Annotated in this window: 15 protein-coding genes; 8 read left to right on the forward strand and 7 right to left on the reverse strand. The window is 58.6% G+C overall.

Features of this window, described 5'->3' with window-relative positions; all coding sequences use genetic code 11:
• Positions 1-4: 4 nt before the first annotated feature.
• Genes ABIE59_RS09940 through coxB form a run of 4 tightly spaced genes read right to left on the reverse strand, consistent with a single transcriptional unit; the run spans position 5 to position 4292 of the window.
• Positions 5-892 carry a cytochrome c oxidase subunit 3 gene (locus ABIE59_RS09940; RefSeq protein WP_354446499.1) on the reverse strand — a complete coding sequence of 296 codons (888 nt, stop codon included), beginning with the start codon at positions 890-892 and terminating at the stop codon, positions 5-7.
• A 16-nt stretch (positions 893-908) separates the two neighbouring features.
• Positions 909-1511, reverse strand: coding sequence for a cytochrome c oxidase assembly protein (locus tag ABIE59_RS09945; protein WP_354446501.1), 603 nt, complete (start codon positions 1509-1511; stop codon positions 909-911).
• Between the two features lie 15 nt (positions 1512-1526).
• Entirely contained in the window at positions 1527-3110 is a 1584-nt protein-coding gene (gene ctaD, locus ABIE59_RS09950) for a cytochrome c oxidase subunit I (protein ID WP_354446503.1), read from the reverse strand.
• A gap of 57 nt (positions 3111-3167) precedes the next feature.
• Positions 3168-4292 (reverse strand): cytochrome c oxidase subunit II, encoded by a 1125-nt coding sequence (coxB, locus tag ABIE59_RS09955; protein WP_354446505.1) that lies wholly within the window; start codon positions 4290-4292, stop codon positions 3168-3170.
• Between the two features lie 262 nt (positions 4293-4554).
• Here coxB and ABIE59_RS09960 point away from each other — a divergent pair, with 262 nt between their 5' ends.
• The 3 genes from ABIE59_RS09960 (at position 4555) to ABIE59_RS09970 (ending at position 7147) form a co-directional block, all read left to right on the forward strand.
• Complete coding sequence (locus ABIE59_RS09960) at positions 4555-5826, forward strand: MATE family efflux transporter (RefSeq protein ID WP_354446568.1); 1272 nt, start codon at positions 4555-4557, stop codon at positions 5824-5826.
• Between the two features lie 191 nt (positions 5827-6017).
• Entirely contained in the window at positions 6018-6665 is a 648-nt protein-coding gene (locus ABIE59_RS09965; protein WP_354446507.1) for a hypothetical protein, read from the forward strand.
• A gap of 95 nt (positions 6666-6760) precedes the next feature.
• Positions 6761-7147, forward strand: coding sequence for a DoxX family protein (locus tag ABIE59_RS09970; RefSeq protein ID WP_354446509.1), 387 nt, complete (start codon positions 6761-6763; stop codon positions 7145-7147).
• Between the two features lie 3 nt (positions 7148-7150).
• Here the strand turns inward: ABIE59_RS09970 and ABIE59_RS09975 are convergent, their stop codons facing one another.
• Entirely contained in the window at positions 7151-8947 is a 1797-nt protein-coding gene (locus ABIE59_RS09975) for a sensor domain-containing diguanylate cyclase (protein ID WP_354446511.1), read from the reverse strand.
• A 161-nt stretch (positions 8948-9108) separates the two neighbouring features.
• On the opposite strand from ABIE59_RS09975, the gene ABIE59_RS09980 reads away from it, so the two are divergent.
• A complete protein-coding gene (locus ABIE59_RS09980; RefSeq protein ID WP_061331383.1) occupies positions 9109-9339 on the forward strand; it encodes a DUF1653 domain-containing protein in 231 nt (76 codons plus the stop codon).
• A gap of 114 nt (positions 9340-9453) precedes the next feature.
• A complete protein-coding gene (locus tag ABIE59_RS09985; RefSeq protein ID WP_354446514.1) occupies positions 9454-10776 on the forward strand; it encodes a Na+/H+ antiporter family protein in 1323 nt (440 codons plus the stop codon).
• A gap of 354 nt (positions 10777-11130) precedes the next feature.
• Here the strand turns inward: ABIE59_RS09985 and ABIE59_RS09990 are convergent, their stop codons facing one another.
• Positions 11131-11382: a YheV family putative zinc ribbon protein gene (locus ABIE59_RS09990; protein WP_354446516.1), complete on the reverse strand. Its 252-nt coding sequence runs from the start codon at positions 11380-11382 to the stop codon at positions 11131-11133.
• A 57-nt stretch (positions 11383-11439) separates the two neighbouring features.
• Positions 11440-13485, reverse strand: a complete 2046-nt coding sequence (gene prlC, locus ABIE59_RS09995; RefSeq protein WP_354446518.1) for an oligopeptidase A — start codon at positions 13483-13485, stop codon at positions 11440-11442.
• A 201-nt stretch (positions 13486-13686) separates the two neighbouring features.
• Between prlC and ABIE59_RS10000 the strand changes: the two genes are divergently transcribed.
• The 3 genes from ABIE59_RS10000 (at position 13687) to mdoH (ending at position 16419) form a co-directional block, all read left to right on the forward strand.
• Positions 13687-14226, forward strand: a complete 540-nt coding sequence (locus ABIE59_RS10000; protein WP_354446520.1) for a gamma carbonic anhydrase family protein — start codon at positions 13687-13689, stop codon at positions 14224-14226.
• Between the two features lie 62 nt (positions 14227-14288).
• The gene (locus ABIE59_RS10005) at positions 14289-14534 is read left to right on the forward strand and encodes a hypothetical protein (RefSeq protein WP_354446522.1); all 246 of its coding nucleotides are present in this window, start codon (positions 14289-14291) and stop codon (positions 14532-14534) included.
• Positions 14527-16419: a glucans biosynthesis glucosyltransferase MdoH gene (mdoH, locus tag ABIE59_RS10010; protein ID WP_354446524.1), complete on the forward strand. Its 1893-nt coding sequence runs from the start codon at positions 14527-14529 to the stop codon at positions 16417-16419. The genes ABIE59_RS10005 and mdoH overlap by 8 nt, the downstream gene beginning before the upstream one ends.
• The last annotated feature ends 64 nt before the right edge of the window (positions 16420-16483 follow it).

The raw sequence follows: 16483 nt of genomic DNA on the forward strand, positions 1-16483 counted from the left end.
TTTGTCAGATGACATAAACGAACACAAACAATCCCAGCCAGACCACATCCACAAAGTGCCAGTACCAGGCGGCAGCCTCGAAACCAAAATGGTTATCGGCGGTGAAGTGCCCCTTGTTGATACGGATCAGCATGATCACCAACATCAGGGTACCCAGGAATACATGGGCACCGTGAAAACCGGTGAGCATGAAGAAGGTACTGCCGTAGATCCCGGATTGCAGGGTCAGGTCCAGATCACGATAGGCGTGCAGGTATTCATAGGACTGCACGAACATGAATACCACCGCCAGCGCGATGGTCGCCGTCAACCAGAGTTTGATCTTTGCCCGGTCATCCGCTTTCATGGCGTGATGCGCAATGGTAACGGTAAAGGATGACGTTACCAGCAGGATGGTATTGATCAGGGGCAATCCCCAAGGGCCGATGACCTCCGTGGGGCCCGGATAGGCTTGCGGGTCCGGATTGTTCACCAGCGGCCAACTGGCCTGGAAGCCCTCCCAGAGCATGTTGCTACTGCCTTTGTCACCCTCACCACCCAACCAGGGCACGACAAACACCCGCACGTAGAACAACGCGCCGAAGAAGGCTGCAAAGAACATCACTTCCGAAAAGATAAACCAGCTCATCCCCCAGCGGAACGAACGGTCCATCTGGGGGCTATACAGACCGGCCCGGCTCTCACGGATGACCGCGCCAAACCAGCCAAACAGCATGTACGCCATGATCAGGGCGCCTACCATGAACATGATCCAGGAGCCGGTGGTGCTCTCACCCTGTTTGCCATTGACCATGATCGAGGCCACCCCGTACAGGGTCACCCCCAACCCGACAGTGGCAACGATGGGCCATTTGCTCTGTTCGGGAACGTAATAGGTCTGGTTATCCGCCATAACTGTCTCCGATGGCTTAGCCGTTATTGTTAGTTGTTGTCTGCGCCCGGTCGGACTTTGAAACTTCCGCCTGCTTGCCCTGATCGTACAAGGTGTATGACAAGGTCAGTTTGGTAATGTGCTCCGGCAAGTCCCGGTCAACAATGAAGACCAGCGGCATCTCCACACTTTCTCCTGCTTCCAGCGGTTGCTGGTTAAAGCAGAAACACTCGGTCTTGTGGAAAAACAGCGTGCCTTCGGAGGGGGCCAGGCTGGGCACCGCCTGGCCAACCATGGGCTGATCGGTCGGATTCTCGGCATAGTAATTGATGGTTACCGATTCCCCCGGGTGCACCTGAACACTTCGAACCACCGGACGGAATTTCCAGGTCATGCCGGGGCCGTTACTGGCCAGGAACTGAACCGTCACGGTCCGGTTCTCATCCACCTGCTGGGTGGCACTGGCTTCATACCGCCCTCCGGTTTTGCCGTTGATACCGGTGATCTCACAGAACACCTCATACAACGGCACCAGTGCAAACCCGAAGGCGAACATGCCCACCACCCCTGACAGGCACCAGCCAATCACCTTCGCATTGCTTTTACGCTCTGGCGTTTTCTCACCTGTTTGCTCAGACATGGTGCAGCCTCCCGGTTATTTCACTTCCGGTGGAGTGGAGAAAGTGTGGTAAGGCGCTGGTGACGGCACAGTCCACTCCAGACCTTCAGCACCATCCCAGGGCTTGGCTGGCGCTTTCTTTCCGCCCTTCACGCATTTGACCACGATGAACAGGAACAACAACTGGGTCGCTCCAAACATGAACGCCCCGATACTGGAGATCATGTTGAAATCGGTGAACTGCAGAGCGTAATCCGGAATCCGACGCGGCATGCCCGCCAGCCCCAGGAAATGCATGGGGAAGAAAGCCAGATTCATACCGATGAACGACAACCAGAAGTGCGTCTTGGCCAGGGTTTCGTCATACATATGGCCGGTCCACTTGGGCAGCCAAAAATAGGCAGAGGCAAAGATGCCGAAGATGGCACCCGGCACCAGTACGTAGTGGAAATGGGCCACCACAAAGTAGGTGTCGTGGTACTGGAAGTCCGCCGGCGCGATGGCCAGCATCAGGCCGGAGAACCCACCAATGGTAAACAGGATGATGAAGGCCACCGAGAACAGCATCGGCGCCTCAAAACTCAGGGAACCCCGGAACATGGTGGTCACCCAGTTGAACACTTTCACCCCGGTCGGCACCGCAATCAGCATGGTGGCGTACATGAAGAACAACTGGCCCGCCAATGGCATGCCCACAGTGAACATATGGTGCGCCCAGACCATGAACGACATGATGGCGATCGCGCCCACCGCGTACACCATGGAGGCGTAGCCGAACAGTGGCTTGCGGGAGAACGCCGATACAATATGTGAGATGGCCCCGAACGCCGGCAGGATCATGATGTACACCTCAGGGTGCCCGAAGAACCAGAACACGTGCTGGAACAGCACCGGGTCGCCACCACCGGAAGCGTCAAAGAAGCTGGTCCCGAAGTGAATGTCCATCAGCATCATGGTGACCACACCAGCCAGTACCGGCATGACGGCGATCAGCAGGAAGGCAGTAATCAGCCAGGTCCACACGAACAGCGGCATTTTCATCAGGGTCATGCCAGGTGCCCGCATGTTCAGTATGGTGGCAACCACGTTGATGGCCCCCATGATCGACGACACACCCATGATGTGCACCGCAAAAATAAAGAAGGTGGTACTCGGCGGCCCGTAGGTCGTCGACAACGGTGCGTAGAAGGTCCAGCCGAAGTCCGGAGCACCACCCTGCATGAACAGGGTAGAGACCAGAATCAGGAAGGCACAGGGCAGCAGCCAGAAGCTCCAGTTGTTCATCCGCGGCAGGGCCATGTCAGGCGCACCGACCATCAGCGGCAACATCCAGTTGGCCAGGCCGACGAAGGCCGGCATAACCGCACCAAACACCATGATCAGGCCGTGCATGGTGGTCATCTGGTTAAAGAATTCCGGCTCGACTATCTGCAGGCCGGGCTGGAACAGCTCGGCCCGAATAACCATCGCCATGCTGCCACCCAGCAGGAACATGGCGAAACTGAAGATCAGGTACATCGACCCGATGTCTTTATGATTTGTGGTCAACAGCCAGCGGCTAATGCCTTTGGCCGGGCCATGATGATGGTCCTGGGTGTGGGTATCTGCAACCGCACTCATGAAAACCCCCGTTACCGCCGTTTGTTATGGCTGGTGATTGTTGTTATCTGGCGTTGATTACTGTTGGTTCTTGTAATCATAAATTTCTTTGGGCGTGACCATTTCACCGGTGTTGTTACCCCAGGCGTTGCGCTCGTAGGTAATTACTGCGGCCAGGTCGACCTCGCTCAACTGGTTGCCGAAGGCCTGCATGGCAGTGCCAGGCGAGCCATTCACCACAATCTCGATATGCGCCGGCATGTCCTGCAGCGCCATCTGGCTACCCTTCAGTGCCGGGAAAGCGGGAGGCAAGCCGGTACCGTCCGCCTGGTGGCAGCTTGCACAGGCGGTTAAATACGCCCGCTCACCACGCACCATCAATTCTTCGAGGGTCCAGTCCTTTTCAGTCAACTGGCGCTCCATTTCGGCCATTTCTCTCTGCTCGGCCACCCACTCGTTGTATTCCTCTTCAGGCACCGCCCGGACGACCACCGGCATAAAGCCATGGTCCTTGCCACAGAGCTCGGTGCACTGGCCACGGTAGGTGCCGGGCACATCAACCCGAGTCCAGGTTTCGTTGATAAAGCCGGGAATCGCATCCTTCTTCACACCAAATGCCGGCACCCACCAGGAGTGAATGACATCGTTGGCGGTGAGCAGGAAACGAACTTTCTTGCCGACCGGGATCACCAGCGGGTTATCGACCTCCAGCAGGTAATGTTCACCCTTGGCCTGACGATTGCGGATCTGCTCGCGCGGCGTGGACATGTTGGAGAAAAAACTGAAATCGTCGTCAATATATTCATACTGCCACCGCCACTGGTAACCGGTAATCTTGATGTCAACGTCAGACTCGGTTGTGTCATACATCTCGACCAGGGTCGCGGTAGCGGGAATCGCCATGGCGACCAGGATGGCCAGCGGGATAATCGTCCAGAGTACTTCCACCACGGTGTTCTCATGGAAGTTCGCCGGTTTGGCACCCCGGGATTTACGGTGGGCAAAGATCGACCAGAACATAACCCCGAAAACCACGACGCCGATGGCGACACAGATCCAGAGAATGGTCATATGAAGGCTGAAAATCTGGTTACTGGTGCTGGTCACCCCGGGTGACATGTTCATGGTCCAGTCAGCCATGACAGTGACCGGCAACAACAGACCAGCGGCTAGGGCTACTGCCCGCTTGGCATGCACGCGCATACTGTGTCTCCACAGAGTGTTATTCTTGTCGGATTTTGCGTCATCCCCCTGCGACACACCCCGGCGCTCGCAACACCGGATGGCCTCAGAGTGAAAGCCTGCTTATGGATACATCAGGATCGAGTATAGACACAGATCAAGAAAAGGCTAAAAAATCCTTAAATCCAAAACGGATAAGCACATAATTTTGAGAACCAGAACACATAAGAGACCTTTCCTGACCGGCACCGACCAACGCTTGTGGGCGCTGGCCTGGCCGCTGATGCTGACCAATCTGACCGTGCCACTGCTCGGCCTGGTGGACACTGCGGTGCTGGGCCACCTGGACAGTCCGGAATACCTTGGAGCCGTGGCCGTCGGCGCCAACCTGTTCAGTATTCTGTATTGGACATTCGGCTTTATGCGCATGGGTACCACCGGTCTGGCGGCACAGGCCTGGGGCAAACGGGATTCCTTCGCCCAGGTAGCGCTGCTGTTACGCTCGATATTTCTGGCTGTGGCCATAGGCCTGTTGCTGATCCTGTTCCACAAGCCGCTGATCAGCCTGGGTCTGACCCTGATGAACCCGAGCCCGGCGGTCGCCGAACTGGCGGCAGAATACGCGTCTATCCGGATATGGAGTGCGCCGGCGGTGCTGTGTCAGTACACCCTGGTGGGTTGGCTGATCGGCACCCAGTTTCCCAGGGGGCCGATGATCATGCTGATCATCGCCAACGGCATCAACATCGTGCTGGATGTGTTCTTCGTGACGGTTCTGGGCTGGAACAGCCGGGGCGTGGCACTGGCCACTGTGATTGCGGAGTATGGCGCAGCGTTCATCGGGTTCGCCATCGTGTTGCGCCGGATGCCCGACGGGCAGAAACTCACCCGGGCTCTGGTGGGCCAGCTGTCTGACTATCTGATCATACTTCGGGTGAATCGTTACATCATGGTCAGAACGATTGCCCTATTGCTGGTGCTGGCGTTCTTTACTGCCCAGGGTGCCCGCCAGGGGGATGTGATTTTGGCCGCCAATGCCGTTCTGATTACCTTTCTACTGGTGATTTCCAATGCCCTGGACGGGTTCGCCAATGCCGCCGAGGCGCTGATCGGGGAAGCCGTTGGCAAGGGCAGCCGGCGCCGTTTTCGCCTGGCGTTCCGCAGCGCGCTGCGCTGGTCTTTGTGGGGGTCGCTGATATTGACCGTTGCCTTTGTGTTCGGAGGGCAGTGGCTTATCAGCCTTCTCACTGGCCTGGAAGAGGTCCGCAGCACCGCCTGGCAATATCTGCCCTGGCTATGGCTGCTGCCGCTGGCCTCAGTTTGGGGCTTTCTGCTGGACGGCATCTTCATTGGTGCAACCCGCACCCGGGAGATGCAGAACACCATGCTGTTTTCTGCCCTCGGCGTATTCCTGCCGGTCTGGTGGCTGAGCACCGGGTGGGGCAACCATGGGCTCTGGCTGTCACTGATCGCCCTGATGCTGGCAAGGGCGGCCAGTATGGGCTGGCTCTGCTGGCGTTATACCCGCCGGGACAGATGGTTCAGCCAGCACTGACTGTGAGCCGTGCCTTGCCCGCCAAAGGTTAACTTGTGTCACAACCGGAGCAGAGCCTGAAATCTTGGCTACACTGATCAGAAACGGCGGGGGCGTTTATGTTTGAGCATTGGCAGCCTTTGCCCGTGTACTCCATGACCAGGGGGAACGCCTTGCGACCTCAAATTGTTCATACATTGGCATCTCCTGAAATGACACCAAAGGCTGTTCTCGACATCATTGACCAGGCAAGGCGAAAGGAAGCCCGCTCCGGCGCATTTCTCCGGCAAATGAAGGAGAAAGCCGCCCAACTACCCACAGCGATCGTGGTGGACGGCTACCGGCCGGCCACTTCCCTGTTCCAGTTTGCCGTAGAGTACATCGAAATGGCGCCGCGACTGATCGAGTGTGTTGATGCCTGCGCGCGGGAAGCCGGCAAGTCCGAGCTGTTCCAGCCGTTTGTGGACGCCGCAACCCGATATTTCACCCAGCCTTCCGTGCTGCTGGTTCAATACGACGGCCTGGACGGCCTTTTGATCCGGGCGTACCTGTGCCATCGGCTGATGGAAGAGATGCACGATAACAACCGCTCAATCCGGGCCGGTGAGCTGATTGATCTGGAGGCTACCCGAGCCAACCTGCTGGCTCACGAGCTGATTGGCGAACCCTTTGCCAACGAGCTGGACGATTCCATCACTGTCACGGTTCTGCAGATCGCCGGCACGCCGGATTACTATGATCTCGATCTGGACCCATTCATCGACCAGGTTAACAATCGGGCCTGGGACTGGATGCGACACTACTGGGAAAACCTTCTGGAGCGGAACCATATCCGCTTTAATCTCGGTCCCGCGCTTTGAGCGATCATTTCAGTCTGCTACAAACCGGTCACTGAATTCCCGGCCAGAAACCCTGTATCCTTCCGCTTTTCATTCATTCATCTGGAGACCACGCTGTGCTTGAAAACGCCGATTTGGGAAAACTGATTGTCCGGCTCACCCTGGGCGGCCTGCTGCTGTTTCATGGCATCGCGAAACTGTTTAACGGCATTGGCTTCATCGAAGGACAGTTGGCAGCCCACGGCCTGCCTACCATTTTTGCCTACGGGGTTTACATCGGAGAGGTCATTGCACCGCTGATGGTGATACTGGGCTACCAGACCCGGATAGGGGCACTGATTATTGTCTTCAATATGATCGTCGCCATCGCCCTCGTGCACGGACATCAGTTGTTGAGTTTGAGCAGCAACGGCGGCTGGGCACTGGAGCTCCAGGGCTTCTTCCTGTTCATCGCCTTTGCCGTCATCTTCCTGGGGCCAGGCAAGTACAAGCTGAAAAACTGACGCTCAATCAGCGGTGGGGGCAGGGACTTTTGGTTGCCACACCTCCACCCGGTTCCGACCCTCTGCCTTGGCGCAATATAGCGCCTCGTCAGCACGGCGAATCAACTCCTGACTGTTGCCGTCCCGGGACGGCAGCATGGTCGCCACACCAACGCTGATGGTCAATGCCACGGGTTCGGCATGCTCACCGGTAACCATCGGGGCCTGGGCGACAGCATTGCGGATACGCTCCGCCACCGAACGCGCGCCATCGCCGCCGGTGGCGGGCAGCAGAATCGCAAATTCCTCCCCGCCATAACGGGCGACCAGATCACCCGAGCGCTGAACTTCCGCCTGCAACACATCCGCCAGCGCCACCAGGCAGTCGTCACCGGCCAGATGGCCCAGCTCATCGTTCACCCGCTTGAAGTGGTCGATGTCCAGCAACAGCAGGCTCAACTCATGCTCGTGTCGCAGGGCTCTCCCCCACTCAATCTCCAGTTTGTCATCAAACCGGCGACGGTTTGCCACGTGGGTCAGGCCGTCTGTCAGACTGATTGCGCGAAGCTGCTCGTTGGCCCGTTCCAGTTCTTCCGTGCGCTCACGTACCCGGGCCTCCAGTGTCAGGTTGGCCTGCTGCTGAACCTTCAGAGCATGCTCCTGAGCTTCTTGCCGGCGACGACGTTCCAGGTTGATCCGGTAGGCCAGGGCAAACGACAACAGGATAACCTCAATCGCCACGCCAGCCTGCGGGATCAGCTCGGTCACCGGGCTGGTCGGCATCCAGCCCAGCTTGCTGACCGCCAACACCAGATGGCCCACCAGCAACGGCGTCCAGGCCAACACGTAGAAACCCGCCAACACCTGCCCCTGGCGCCAGACATACAAGCCGATGAGCCAGGCGGCAGGCGTGGCAAAAGCCGCAATTCCGCTGACCAGAGCAATCCCGCTTTGATAGGGCCCCAGCAGGCCATAAAGGAAGGTAAAAGCACAAGCCGCCATCAGGCCCTGCAATATCCGATAGCTGACCAGACTGTATTGGCGGACTGCCAGAAACTTGATGGTGAACATCACCGCGCAAAACATGGCAAAGCTGATCACCGGCACGGTGAAATACCGATTGAGCCCTGGGAGATCAGGCCAGAACCATTGAAACAGCAGCCCATTGAAGTTGAGCTGAATCATACCGGTGGACACCACCGTCAGCACATACCACAGGTAGGTGGTATGGCGAACGATGACAAACAGAAACAGGTTATAAAGCGACAGGGCCACGACAATGCCCAAAAACATCGCCTGCCAGCCGTAGGAGAACTGTTCGTTGGCCAGAAACGTCGCCGATGGCGTGATGGCAACCGGAATCTGAACCGAGCCCTGAGTTTTTATTCGCAACCAAGCAACCACCGGCTCAGTATTGGAAGGCACCAGAAACACGAAGTTGCGATGAATGATCGGGCGGGAATTGAACGGCCGGGTGTCGCCTGTGAGGTGGGACTCCACAATCTGACCATCCCGTTCCCAGTACACAGACACCTCATCCAGCAGCGGATAGGCGATCTCCAGCACTCGGTTGGTGGGCTCCGGTGCAACCGGCACCCTCAGCCAGAAAGCACCATTGCTGAAGCCCTGGTTCAGTACGTTGCCAGCACTGTTGTACTGCCATTGGCTGTCGGGCAACAGCTGAACTTGGGTAAGGTTCAGGTTATCCTCGGGCACCTCAAGCCAGTGAAACCCCACGGGCTCTGCGCGCACCTGAACGCTGGCAATGCACAGCAACAGGCAAAGAAGCAGGCATACAGTGCGGGGAAATGGGCCATTCATTCTTGTCTGTTATTCCCGGCTTTGGAGTCTTGAACTACACTGGGGATCGGCTGCTCAGCCACAGATCCAAACCCCAGCGTCTGAGTTAAGTGTAGTCGCAACAGGCGCGGGAGTCCGCCGAAATTAAGGGGTAATCCCCGGTTACCACCTGAGAGGAAGGCATGTTCGACAAAAAACACCCAATCACCCCCGGCCGTTACCGCCACTACAAAGGCAAGGATTACGAAGTCATTGGCGTTGCCCGGCACAGCGAAACCGAGGAGCCCCTGGTGGTTTACCGCTGCCTTTACGGTGACTACAGCCTCTGGGTAAGGCCCCTGGCGATGTTCCGGGAAACCGTGGAACTGGCCGGTGAACAGGTGCCCAGATTCGCCCGCCTGGACACCGAATGATCGTTACATAACCACTTTGACTGCCGCGGCCATTTCCTGCACATTAGCGCACTTTTCGTGCTGCCGGCGCTCATAAGGCGCCGGTAAAACCTCAATTCCTACCCGGAGTTTGCCATGAATGCCGTTGTTGCCGCGGTACTGATCATGCTCGTGCTGAGCTTGTGCCGCATCCACGTTGTCGTCGCCCTGATCATTGGTGCCATTTCCGGTGGCCTGGTGGCAGGAATGTCTCTGGAAACCACCATCAATGCCTTCAACACCGGCCTGGGTGGCGGTGCCACCGTGGCACTGTCTTACGCCACCCTGGGCGCCTTCGCCGTGGCCATCGGCAAGTCCGGCCTGGCCCACGCCTTAGCCGACAAAGCCCTGGCCATCGTTGGCCGCCAGGAGGAGGGCGGCGCCGCCACCGGCATTCGTTTCATGATCATCGGCCTGCTTCTGGCCATCGCCATCTCGTCCCAGAACATCCTGCCGATCCACATCGCCTTCATTCCCCTCGTGGTTCCACCACTGCTGTACGTGATGGCCAAGCTGAACATGGACCGCCGTCTGGTGGCTTGCGTGCTCACCTTCGGCCTGATCACCCCGTACATGTTCCTGCCTGTAGGTTTTGGCGGTATTTACCTGAATGAGATCCTGCTGGCCAATGTCGGTGACAACGGCGTGGATGCCAGCGAGCTGAACGTGATGTCCGCCATGGCCCTGCCGGCCCTGGGTATGTTCATCGGCCTGCTGATTGCCGTGTTCTTCAGCTACCGGGGCGGCCGGAGCTACGACATGAAACTCATCGAACGCACCGAGCGGGTGGACGTGAAATACAGTCCGAAAACCCTGGTGATGGCGCTGGTGGCTATCGCGGTGGCCTTTGTGGTGCAGCTCTGGCTGGGCTCCATGATCCTGGGCGCCCTGGCGGGCTTCGTGCTGTTCAACATTTCCGGTGTGGTGAAGTGGAAGGAAGCGGATGACCTGTTCACCGAAGGCATGAAGATGCTGGCGATGATCGGCTTCATCATGATTGCCGCCAACGGCTTTGCCGAGGTCATGCGGGAAACCGGCGAGATCGCCAGCCTGGTGGAGGGCTCGGTGGCCGCGATTGGTGATAACAAGGCGCTGGCAGCGCTGCTGATGCTGGTGGTGGGCCTGCTGATTACCATGGGTATTGGTTCGTCGTTCTCCACCATTCCCATCATTGCGGCCTTGTATGTGCCGCTGGCCCTGCAACTGGGCTTCAGCCCACTGGCCATCGTGGCCCTGGTCGGCACCGCCGGTGCTCTGGGTGATGCGGGTTCACCCGCGTCTGATTCCACCCTCGGGCCCACTGCCGGCCTGAACGTGGACGGCCAGCACAACCACATCTGGGATACCGTGGTGCCGACGTTCCTGCACTACAACCTGCCGCTGCTGGCCTTTGGGTGGTTGGCGGCTATGGTGCTTTGATCGATCTTTGGTGATCGTCGCCTTTTTGGTAGCCTTCCGTTATAGGGGGGTGGTTTTGGGGTTGGTGGGGGTGTCAAAACGGAAAACAGTGGTTTTCCTGATGGTTTTGACACCCCCACCAACCCCAAAACGTTGATCTTTACGGGAATCGCGGGAAAAGATAAAACGAGCCCTGTTCACCATCAACTTCCGGGACGGCAAACACCAAAGCGGTTCTGAAACAGCCAGATAAAACGGGTTCGGGAGAGGGTTCCAAAACAATCAGGAAAACCACCGTTTTCCGTTTTGGAACCCTCTCCCGAACCCCGACCATCTCCAAACGAGCAGGCTACAAGGCCAAACTCCAAAACAAGGTCAATCCTCAGAGCCAGCCTTGAAAAACACCACCTGCTTCACCGTATGGTCATCGGTATTGGCCTTCTTGTTCACCCGTGTTTCAATCTCCGGAGCCTCCGGCTGCGGCTGCTCTGACAGGGCATCGGTATAGCCACAGGCCACACACTCGCGAACCTGGTCGCCGGCCTCGGTGGTGAACATCGTGATCTTGTCCATCTCCGCACAGCGGGGGCACACAGCGCCGGCGATGAAGCGTTTCAGACTTGCCATCACTCTACTCCAGTAACACACACCCGGTTGCCGATACGACAACCGGGGTGGATTGTATCAGGCAGCTTCGCCCGTGATGCCGGTTTGTTTCAGCAGGGCATCCACCTGCGGTTCGCGGCCGCGGAAGGCTTTGAACAGTTCCATGGGCTCTTGGGAACCCCCTTTTTCAAGGATGTTGTGCAGGAAGGCCTGGCCGGTTTCCGGGTCGAAAATGCCTTTTTCCTCAAACAGGGAGAAGGCATCGGCGGCCAGCACTTCCGCCCACTTGTAGCTGTAATAGCCCGCGGCGTAGCCACCTGCAAAGATGTGGGAGAAGCCGTTGGGGAACCGGTTGAACTCCGGCGCCTGGACCACGGCGATTTCTTCCCGCACTTTGCGGTGCATATCCAGCGGGTTGGTGGGGGCCACGTCGGTGAATTCCGCGTGCAGGCGGAAGTCGAACAGCGAGAACTCGAGCTGGCGCACCATGCCCATGCCAGACTGGAAGTTCTTGGCTGCCAGCAGCTTCTGCAGCAGGTCTTGCGGCAGCGGCTCGCCGGTTTCGTGATGGCTGGCAATCAGGGCCAGGGATTCCGGGTTCCAGCACCAGTTTTCCAGGAACTGGCTCGGCAGTTCGACGGCATCCCAGGCCACGCCGTTGATGCCGGATACGTCCATCACTTCCACTTGGGTGAGCATGTGGTGCAGGCCGTGGCCGAACTCGTGGAACAGGGTGGTGACTTCGTCGTGGGTCAGCAGCGACGGTTTGCCATCCACCGGCGGAGTGAAGTTGCAGGTCAGGAATGCTACCGGCAACTGCAACGTGCCCCGCAGGTTGCGCCAGCGTACCCGGCAGTCGGCCATCCAGGCTCCGCCACGCTTGCCCTGGCGGGCAAACAGGTCGAAGTAGAACCAGGCAATGGGCTGGCCATTGCGGCTGATGCAATAGGCCTTGGCGTCGTCGTGCCAGGTTTCTACTTCTGAGTGCTCCTGAATCTGAATATCAAACAGCTTCTCCGCCACCCGGAACAGGCCTGGCACCACTTTATTCACAGGGAACCAGGGGCGCAGGGTTTCCGGGGAGATATCGTACTGCTTCTGGCGCAGCTTTTCGCTGTAGTAGCCGATGTCCCAGGCCTGCAGGTCGTCCACACCGTATTCATCTTTCACAAATGACTTCAGCTCGGCAAACTCCTTCTCCGCCTGGGGCTTGGACTTGGCTGCCAGCTGGTTCAGGAATTCCAGCACCTCGTCGACACTCCGGGCCATCTTGGTGGCCAGGGAACGCTCGGCGTAGTTATCAAAACCCAGCAACTGAGCCAGGGCATGTCGACGCTTGAGAATTTCCGCCATTACCGGCGTGTTGTCCCAGGTAGCCGCATCCGGGCCCTGGTCTGAGGCACGGGTCACAAACGCCTCGTACACCTCCCGGCGCAGTTCCCGGTTGTTGCAGTAGGTCATCACCGGGTAAAAGCTGGGGAAATCCAGGGTGATCACATAGCCATCCAGATCCTTCTGCCGCGCCGCCTGCCTGGCGCCCTCAATGGCGGTTTCCGGCAGGCCGGACAGCTCGTCCACGTCGGTAATCTGCTTGAACCAGTGCTGAGTGGCATCCAGCACGTTATCACTGAACTTGTTGGACAGCTCCGCCAGCTCCCGGGACAGGTCGGCGTAGCGCTTCTTCTTGTCCTCCGGCAAGTCGACCCCGCCCAGGCGGAAATCCCTCAGCACGTTCTCGATAGACTTGCGCTGGGGTTCGCTCAGATCTTTGAAGTCATCCCTTGCGGCCAGTTTCTTGTAGGCCTCACACAGGGCACCGTTCTGACTGACTTCGGTGCTGTATTCCGTCAGCTTTTCCAGGCAGTTCTTGTAAACCTTGCGCAGGTCATCGTTGTTCATCACGCCGTTCAGGTGTGAAATCACTGACCAGGCGTTGCTGAGTTTGTTCTCCAGCGCCTGCATCGGCTGGGCCAGGGTGTCCCAGGCAGGATCTTCCTGCTGGGACAGCTCGGCGATTTTCATTCGATTCTCGCTGAGAATCTGGTCAATGGCTGTCTCCATGTGTTCGGTGCGGATATGACCGAACTTTGGCAACAAGTCATCTGTCAAAAGCGGGTTATTCATAAGTCCCCTTCTCAGCTGTTCGTGAATAAGATAGCTTGCACCAAGCTACGGGGTGCCGGTGGGGGATGGCTTTCAGAAACTGTGCGGAGCCATGGATGGCGGAGCCCAAGCGCCACATGGATGTGCCGAAGGAGCGTGTTTCTGAAAGCCATCCCCCACCGGCGCCTTGCACCGTATTTGGACAGCATTGAGGTATATGTAATGGCAAATGTACGAACTCACAAGGGTATCACACCACAATTTGGTGAACGGACCTGGGTAGACGATAGCGCCGTGGTCATCGGCGACGTCCAGATGGGTGAGGACTGCTCGGTCTGGCCCATGACCGTCATCCGTGGCGACATGCACAAAATCCGCATCGGCGACCGCTGCAGCATCCAGGATGGCTCGGTTCTGCACATCACCCACGCCAGTGATTTCAACCCCGGCGGCTGGCCGCTGATCATCGGTGATGACGTGACCGTTGGCCATAAAGCCCTTTTGCATGGCTGTACCATTGGCAGCCGGGTGCTGGTGGGCATGGGCTGCACCGTTATGGACGGTGCCATCGTGGAAGACGAAGTGATTATCGGGGCCGGCACCCTGGTTCCACCGGGCAAGCGGTTGGAATCCGGCTACCTGTACGTGGGTTCGCCGTGCAAGCAGGCCCGGGCACTGTCAGACAAGGAACGCACGTTCTTCAAATACACCGCAGCCAATTACGTTAAGCTCAAAGACCAGTATCTTGATGACGCGTCATAAAGTGGTCTGAATACCGGAGCACTTCCGTATGTTTCCGTGCCGTTACAAGCCGGGAGACAACCGTGGATCTGACAGACACCAACCATCAACGAGCGTTGCTGTATCTGCGCGCCGCAAAGCACGGCACCGGCCCCGTCGCGGTTTCCCACCTGCAAGACCTGGTTGATCGGCAACGTTACGAGACGGGCAGTGCAAAGCTGAGTCATGTTCTGCCTGCCATACAGCGTTCTCTCGGCCTCGACCCTGACCAACACCAGGCTACCCCGCCCAAGCTATCCCGGGGCCGGATCGGGTACCAGGGTGACTGAACTCCGTTGGCAACCGGTCGCCTACCGACGGCGTAGTCTGCTCGCCCTTCTGGTGCTGGGGCAAACGTTTCTCGGCGTTTGGCTGCTTTCCCACAGCCTGTCCCTGGCCCATGCAGGGTGGCCGGCGATCTTGCTGGTCAGCCTTTTCGCCATTCTTTTTACCTGGATAGGCCTGGGGTTCTGGACCGCCGTGTTCGGCTTTGTGATGCTCAGGCGTGGAGGCGATCCCCTCAGTCTTAGCCGACAGTTGTCCGACGAGCCGGGCACTCAGCCCTTCGACGGGCGGCTGGCGCTGGTGATGCCGGTGTGTCACGAACCGGTACAACGCTCTCTCGGGAATCTTCAGGCTGTCTATAAGGACCTCGAAGACAAGGGCTGGCGAAACAAGGTCGATGTTTTTGTCTTATCCGACAGCCAGGACCCGGAGGTCTGGCTAGAGGAGCAGGCAGCCTGTGCCGAGCTGAGCGCCGGTATGGCTGCCGGCAACCGGCTTTTTTACCGCCGCCGCAGAGTGAACCTGAACTTCAAAAGCGGCAATATCGCTGACTTTCTTCGCCGATGGGGTGCCCGCTACCGTTACATGGTTGTACTGGACGCCGACAGCCTGCTCACCGCCTCCGCCATTGAAAGGCTGGTTCAGTTGATGGAACAGCGGCCCCAGGCCGGCATTATCCAGACCGCACCGAGGCTGGCACGGGCGGACACCCGCTTTGCGCGGCTGCAACAGTTTGCCAACCGGTGCTACGGTCGAATCCACAGTGCCGGCCTGGCAGCTATCCAGTTGGGCGATGCCAATTACTGGGGCCACAATGCCATTATCAGGGTATCACCCTTTATGGCCTACTGCGGGTTGCGACGATTGCGGGGCTGGGGGCTGTTTCGTGGCCCGGTGTTAAGCCATGACTACCTTGAGTCTGCGCTGATGGGCCGTGCCGGTTTCGAGGTGTGGCTGGAACCCGCAATCGCGGGTAGCTATGAGGAAACACCGCCCACTCTCAAAGACGACCTTATTCGCGACCGTCGCTGGTGCCGGGGCAACCTGCAGCACCTCGCGCCCCTGCTGACGATGACCAAGCTGCGCCTTTCCCATCGCCTGGCTTTGCTCACCGGCATTCTGTCTTATTTGGCCTCACCCCTGTGGTTGGCGTTTCTTGGCTTGTCCGGCTACATCGCCATGGCCGAACCGCCGGGCAGCCAGCCCCTGCCCGGGCTGATCGGGGTATCGTCCGCAGGCTCGAACCTCGCCGGCGCCTGCCTGATCGGACTTACCGTAACAACCCTCCTGGGCCCCCGCTTTCTGGCGCTGATGGACCAGAGACTGGCGGGGCGGCAGAGGTTGTTTGGCGGCCAGTGGCGGATCGCGGCCAGCACGGTTATCGAAACCCTGGTATCACTTCTGTTGGCTCCCATCCGGATGATCGCCCACAGTGGCCATGTGGGCGGCGCCATCCTCAACCGCAGCCTGCGTTGGCAGGGTCAGAATCGAACCGGGGCGGGCACGCTGGCCGGAGCGCATTGGCGCTTTGCCTGGGCCGCGTTGGTTTGTGCCAGTATATTGGCCCTGATCCAGTGGCACAGCCCGAACCTGACACCCTGGGCCCTGCCGGTGGCGATTCCGGTGTTGATCGCCCCGGCGCTCATGGTCTGGCTTTCCGCCGCCGCCAAAGGCCATCGACTGATTGTTCCGGAGCAGGTGTCTGCCGTGCCCGTCATCACTCGCGCGTCGGCGGTAAACCAGCTGGCCACGCGCCTGCCATCACTGAGCTGGTTTGAACAGACGGTGCTATCGCCCCACTACCGCTGCTGGCGAAATCGGCAACCCGGCCCCGCCGAAGGCTGCAAACAGCGCGTATTGAGGGCCCTGGTTGACCGGTGTGCAGTATAAGGCCCCGGTGCGCTCACCGGCAGCCAGCTCAGCCTGCTGTGTGACCACCCAGAGGCCATACAGT

This window comes from Marinobacter sp. MBR-99 (assembly GCF_040547575.1).
Lineage (GTDB): Bacteria > Pseudomonadota > Gammaproteobacteria > Pseudomonadales > Oleiphilaceae > Marinobacter.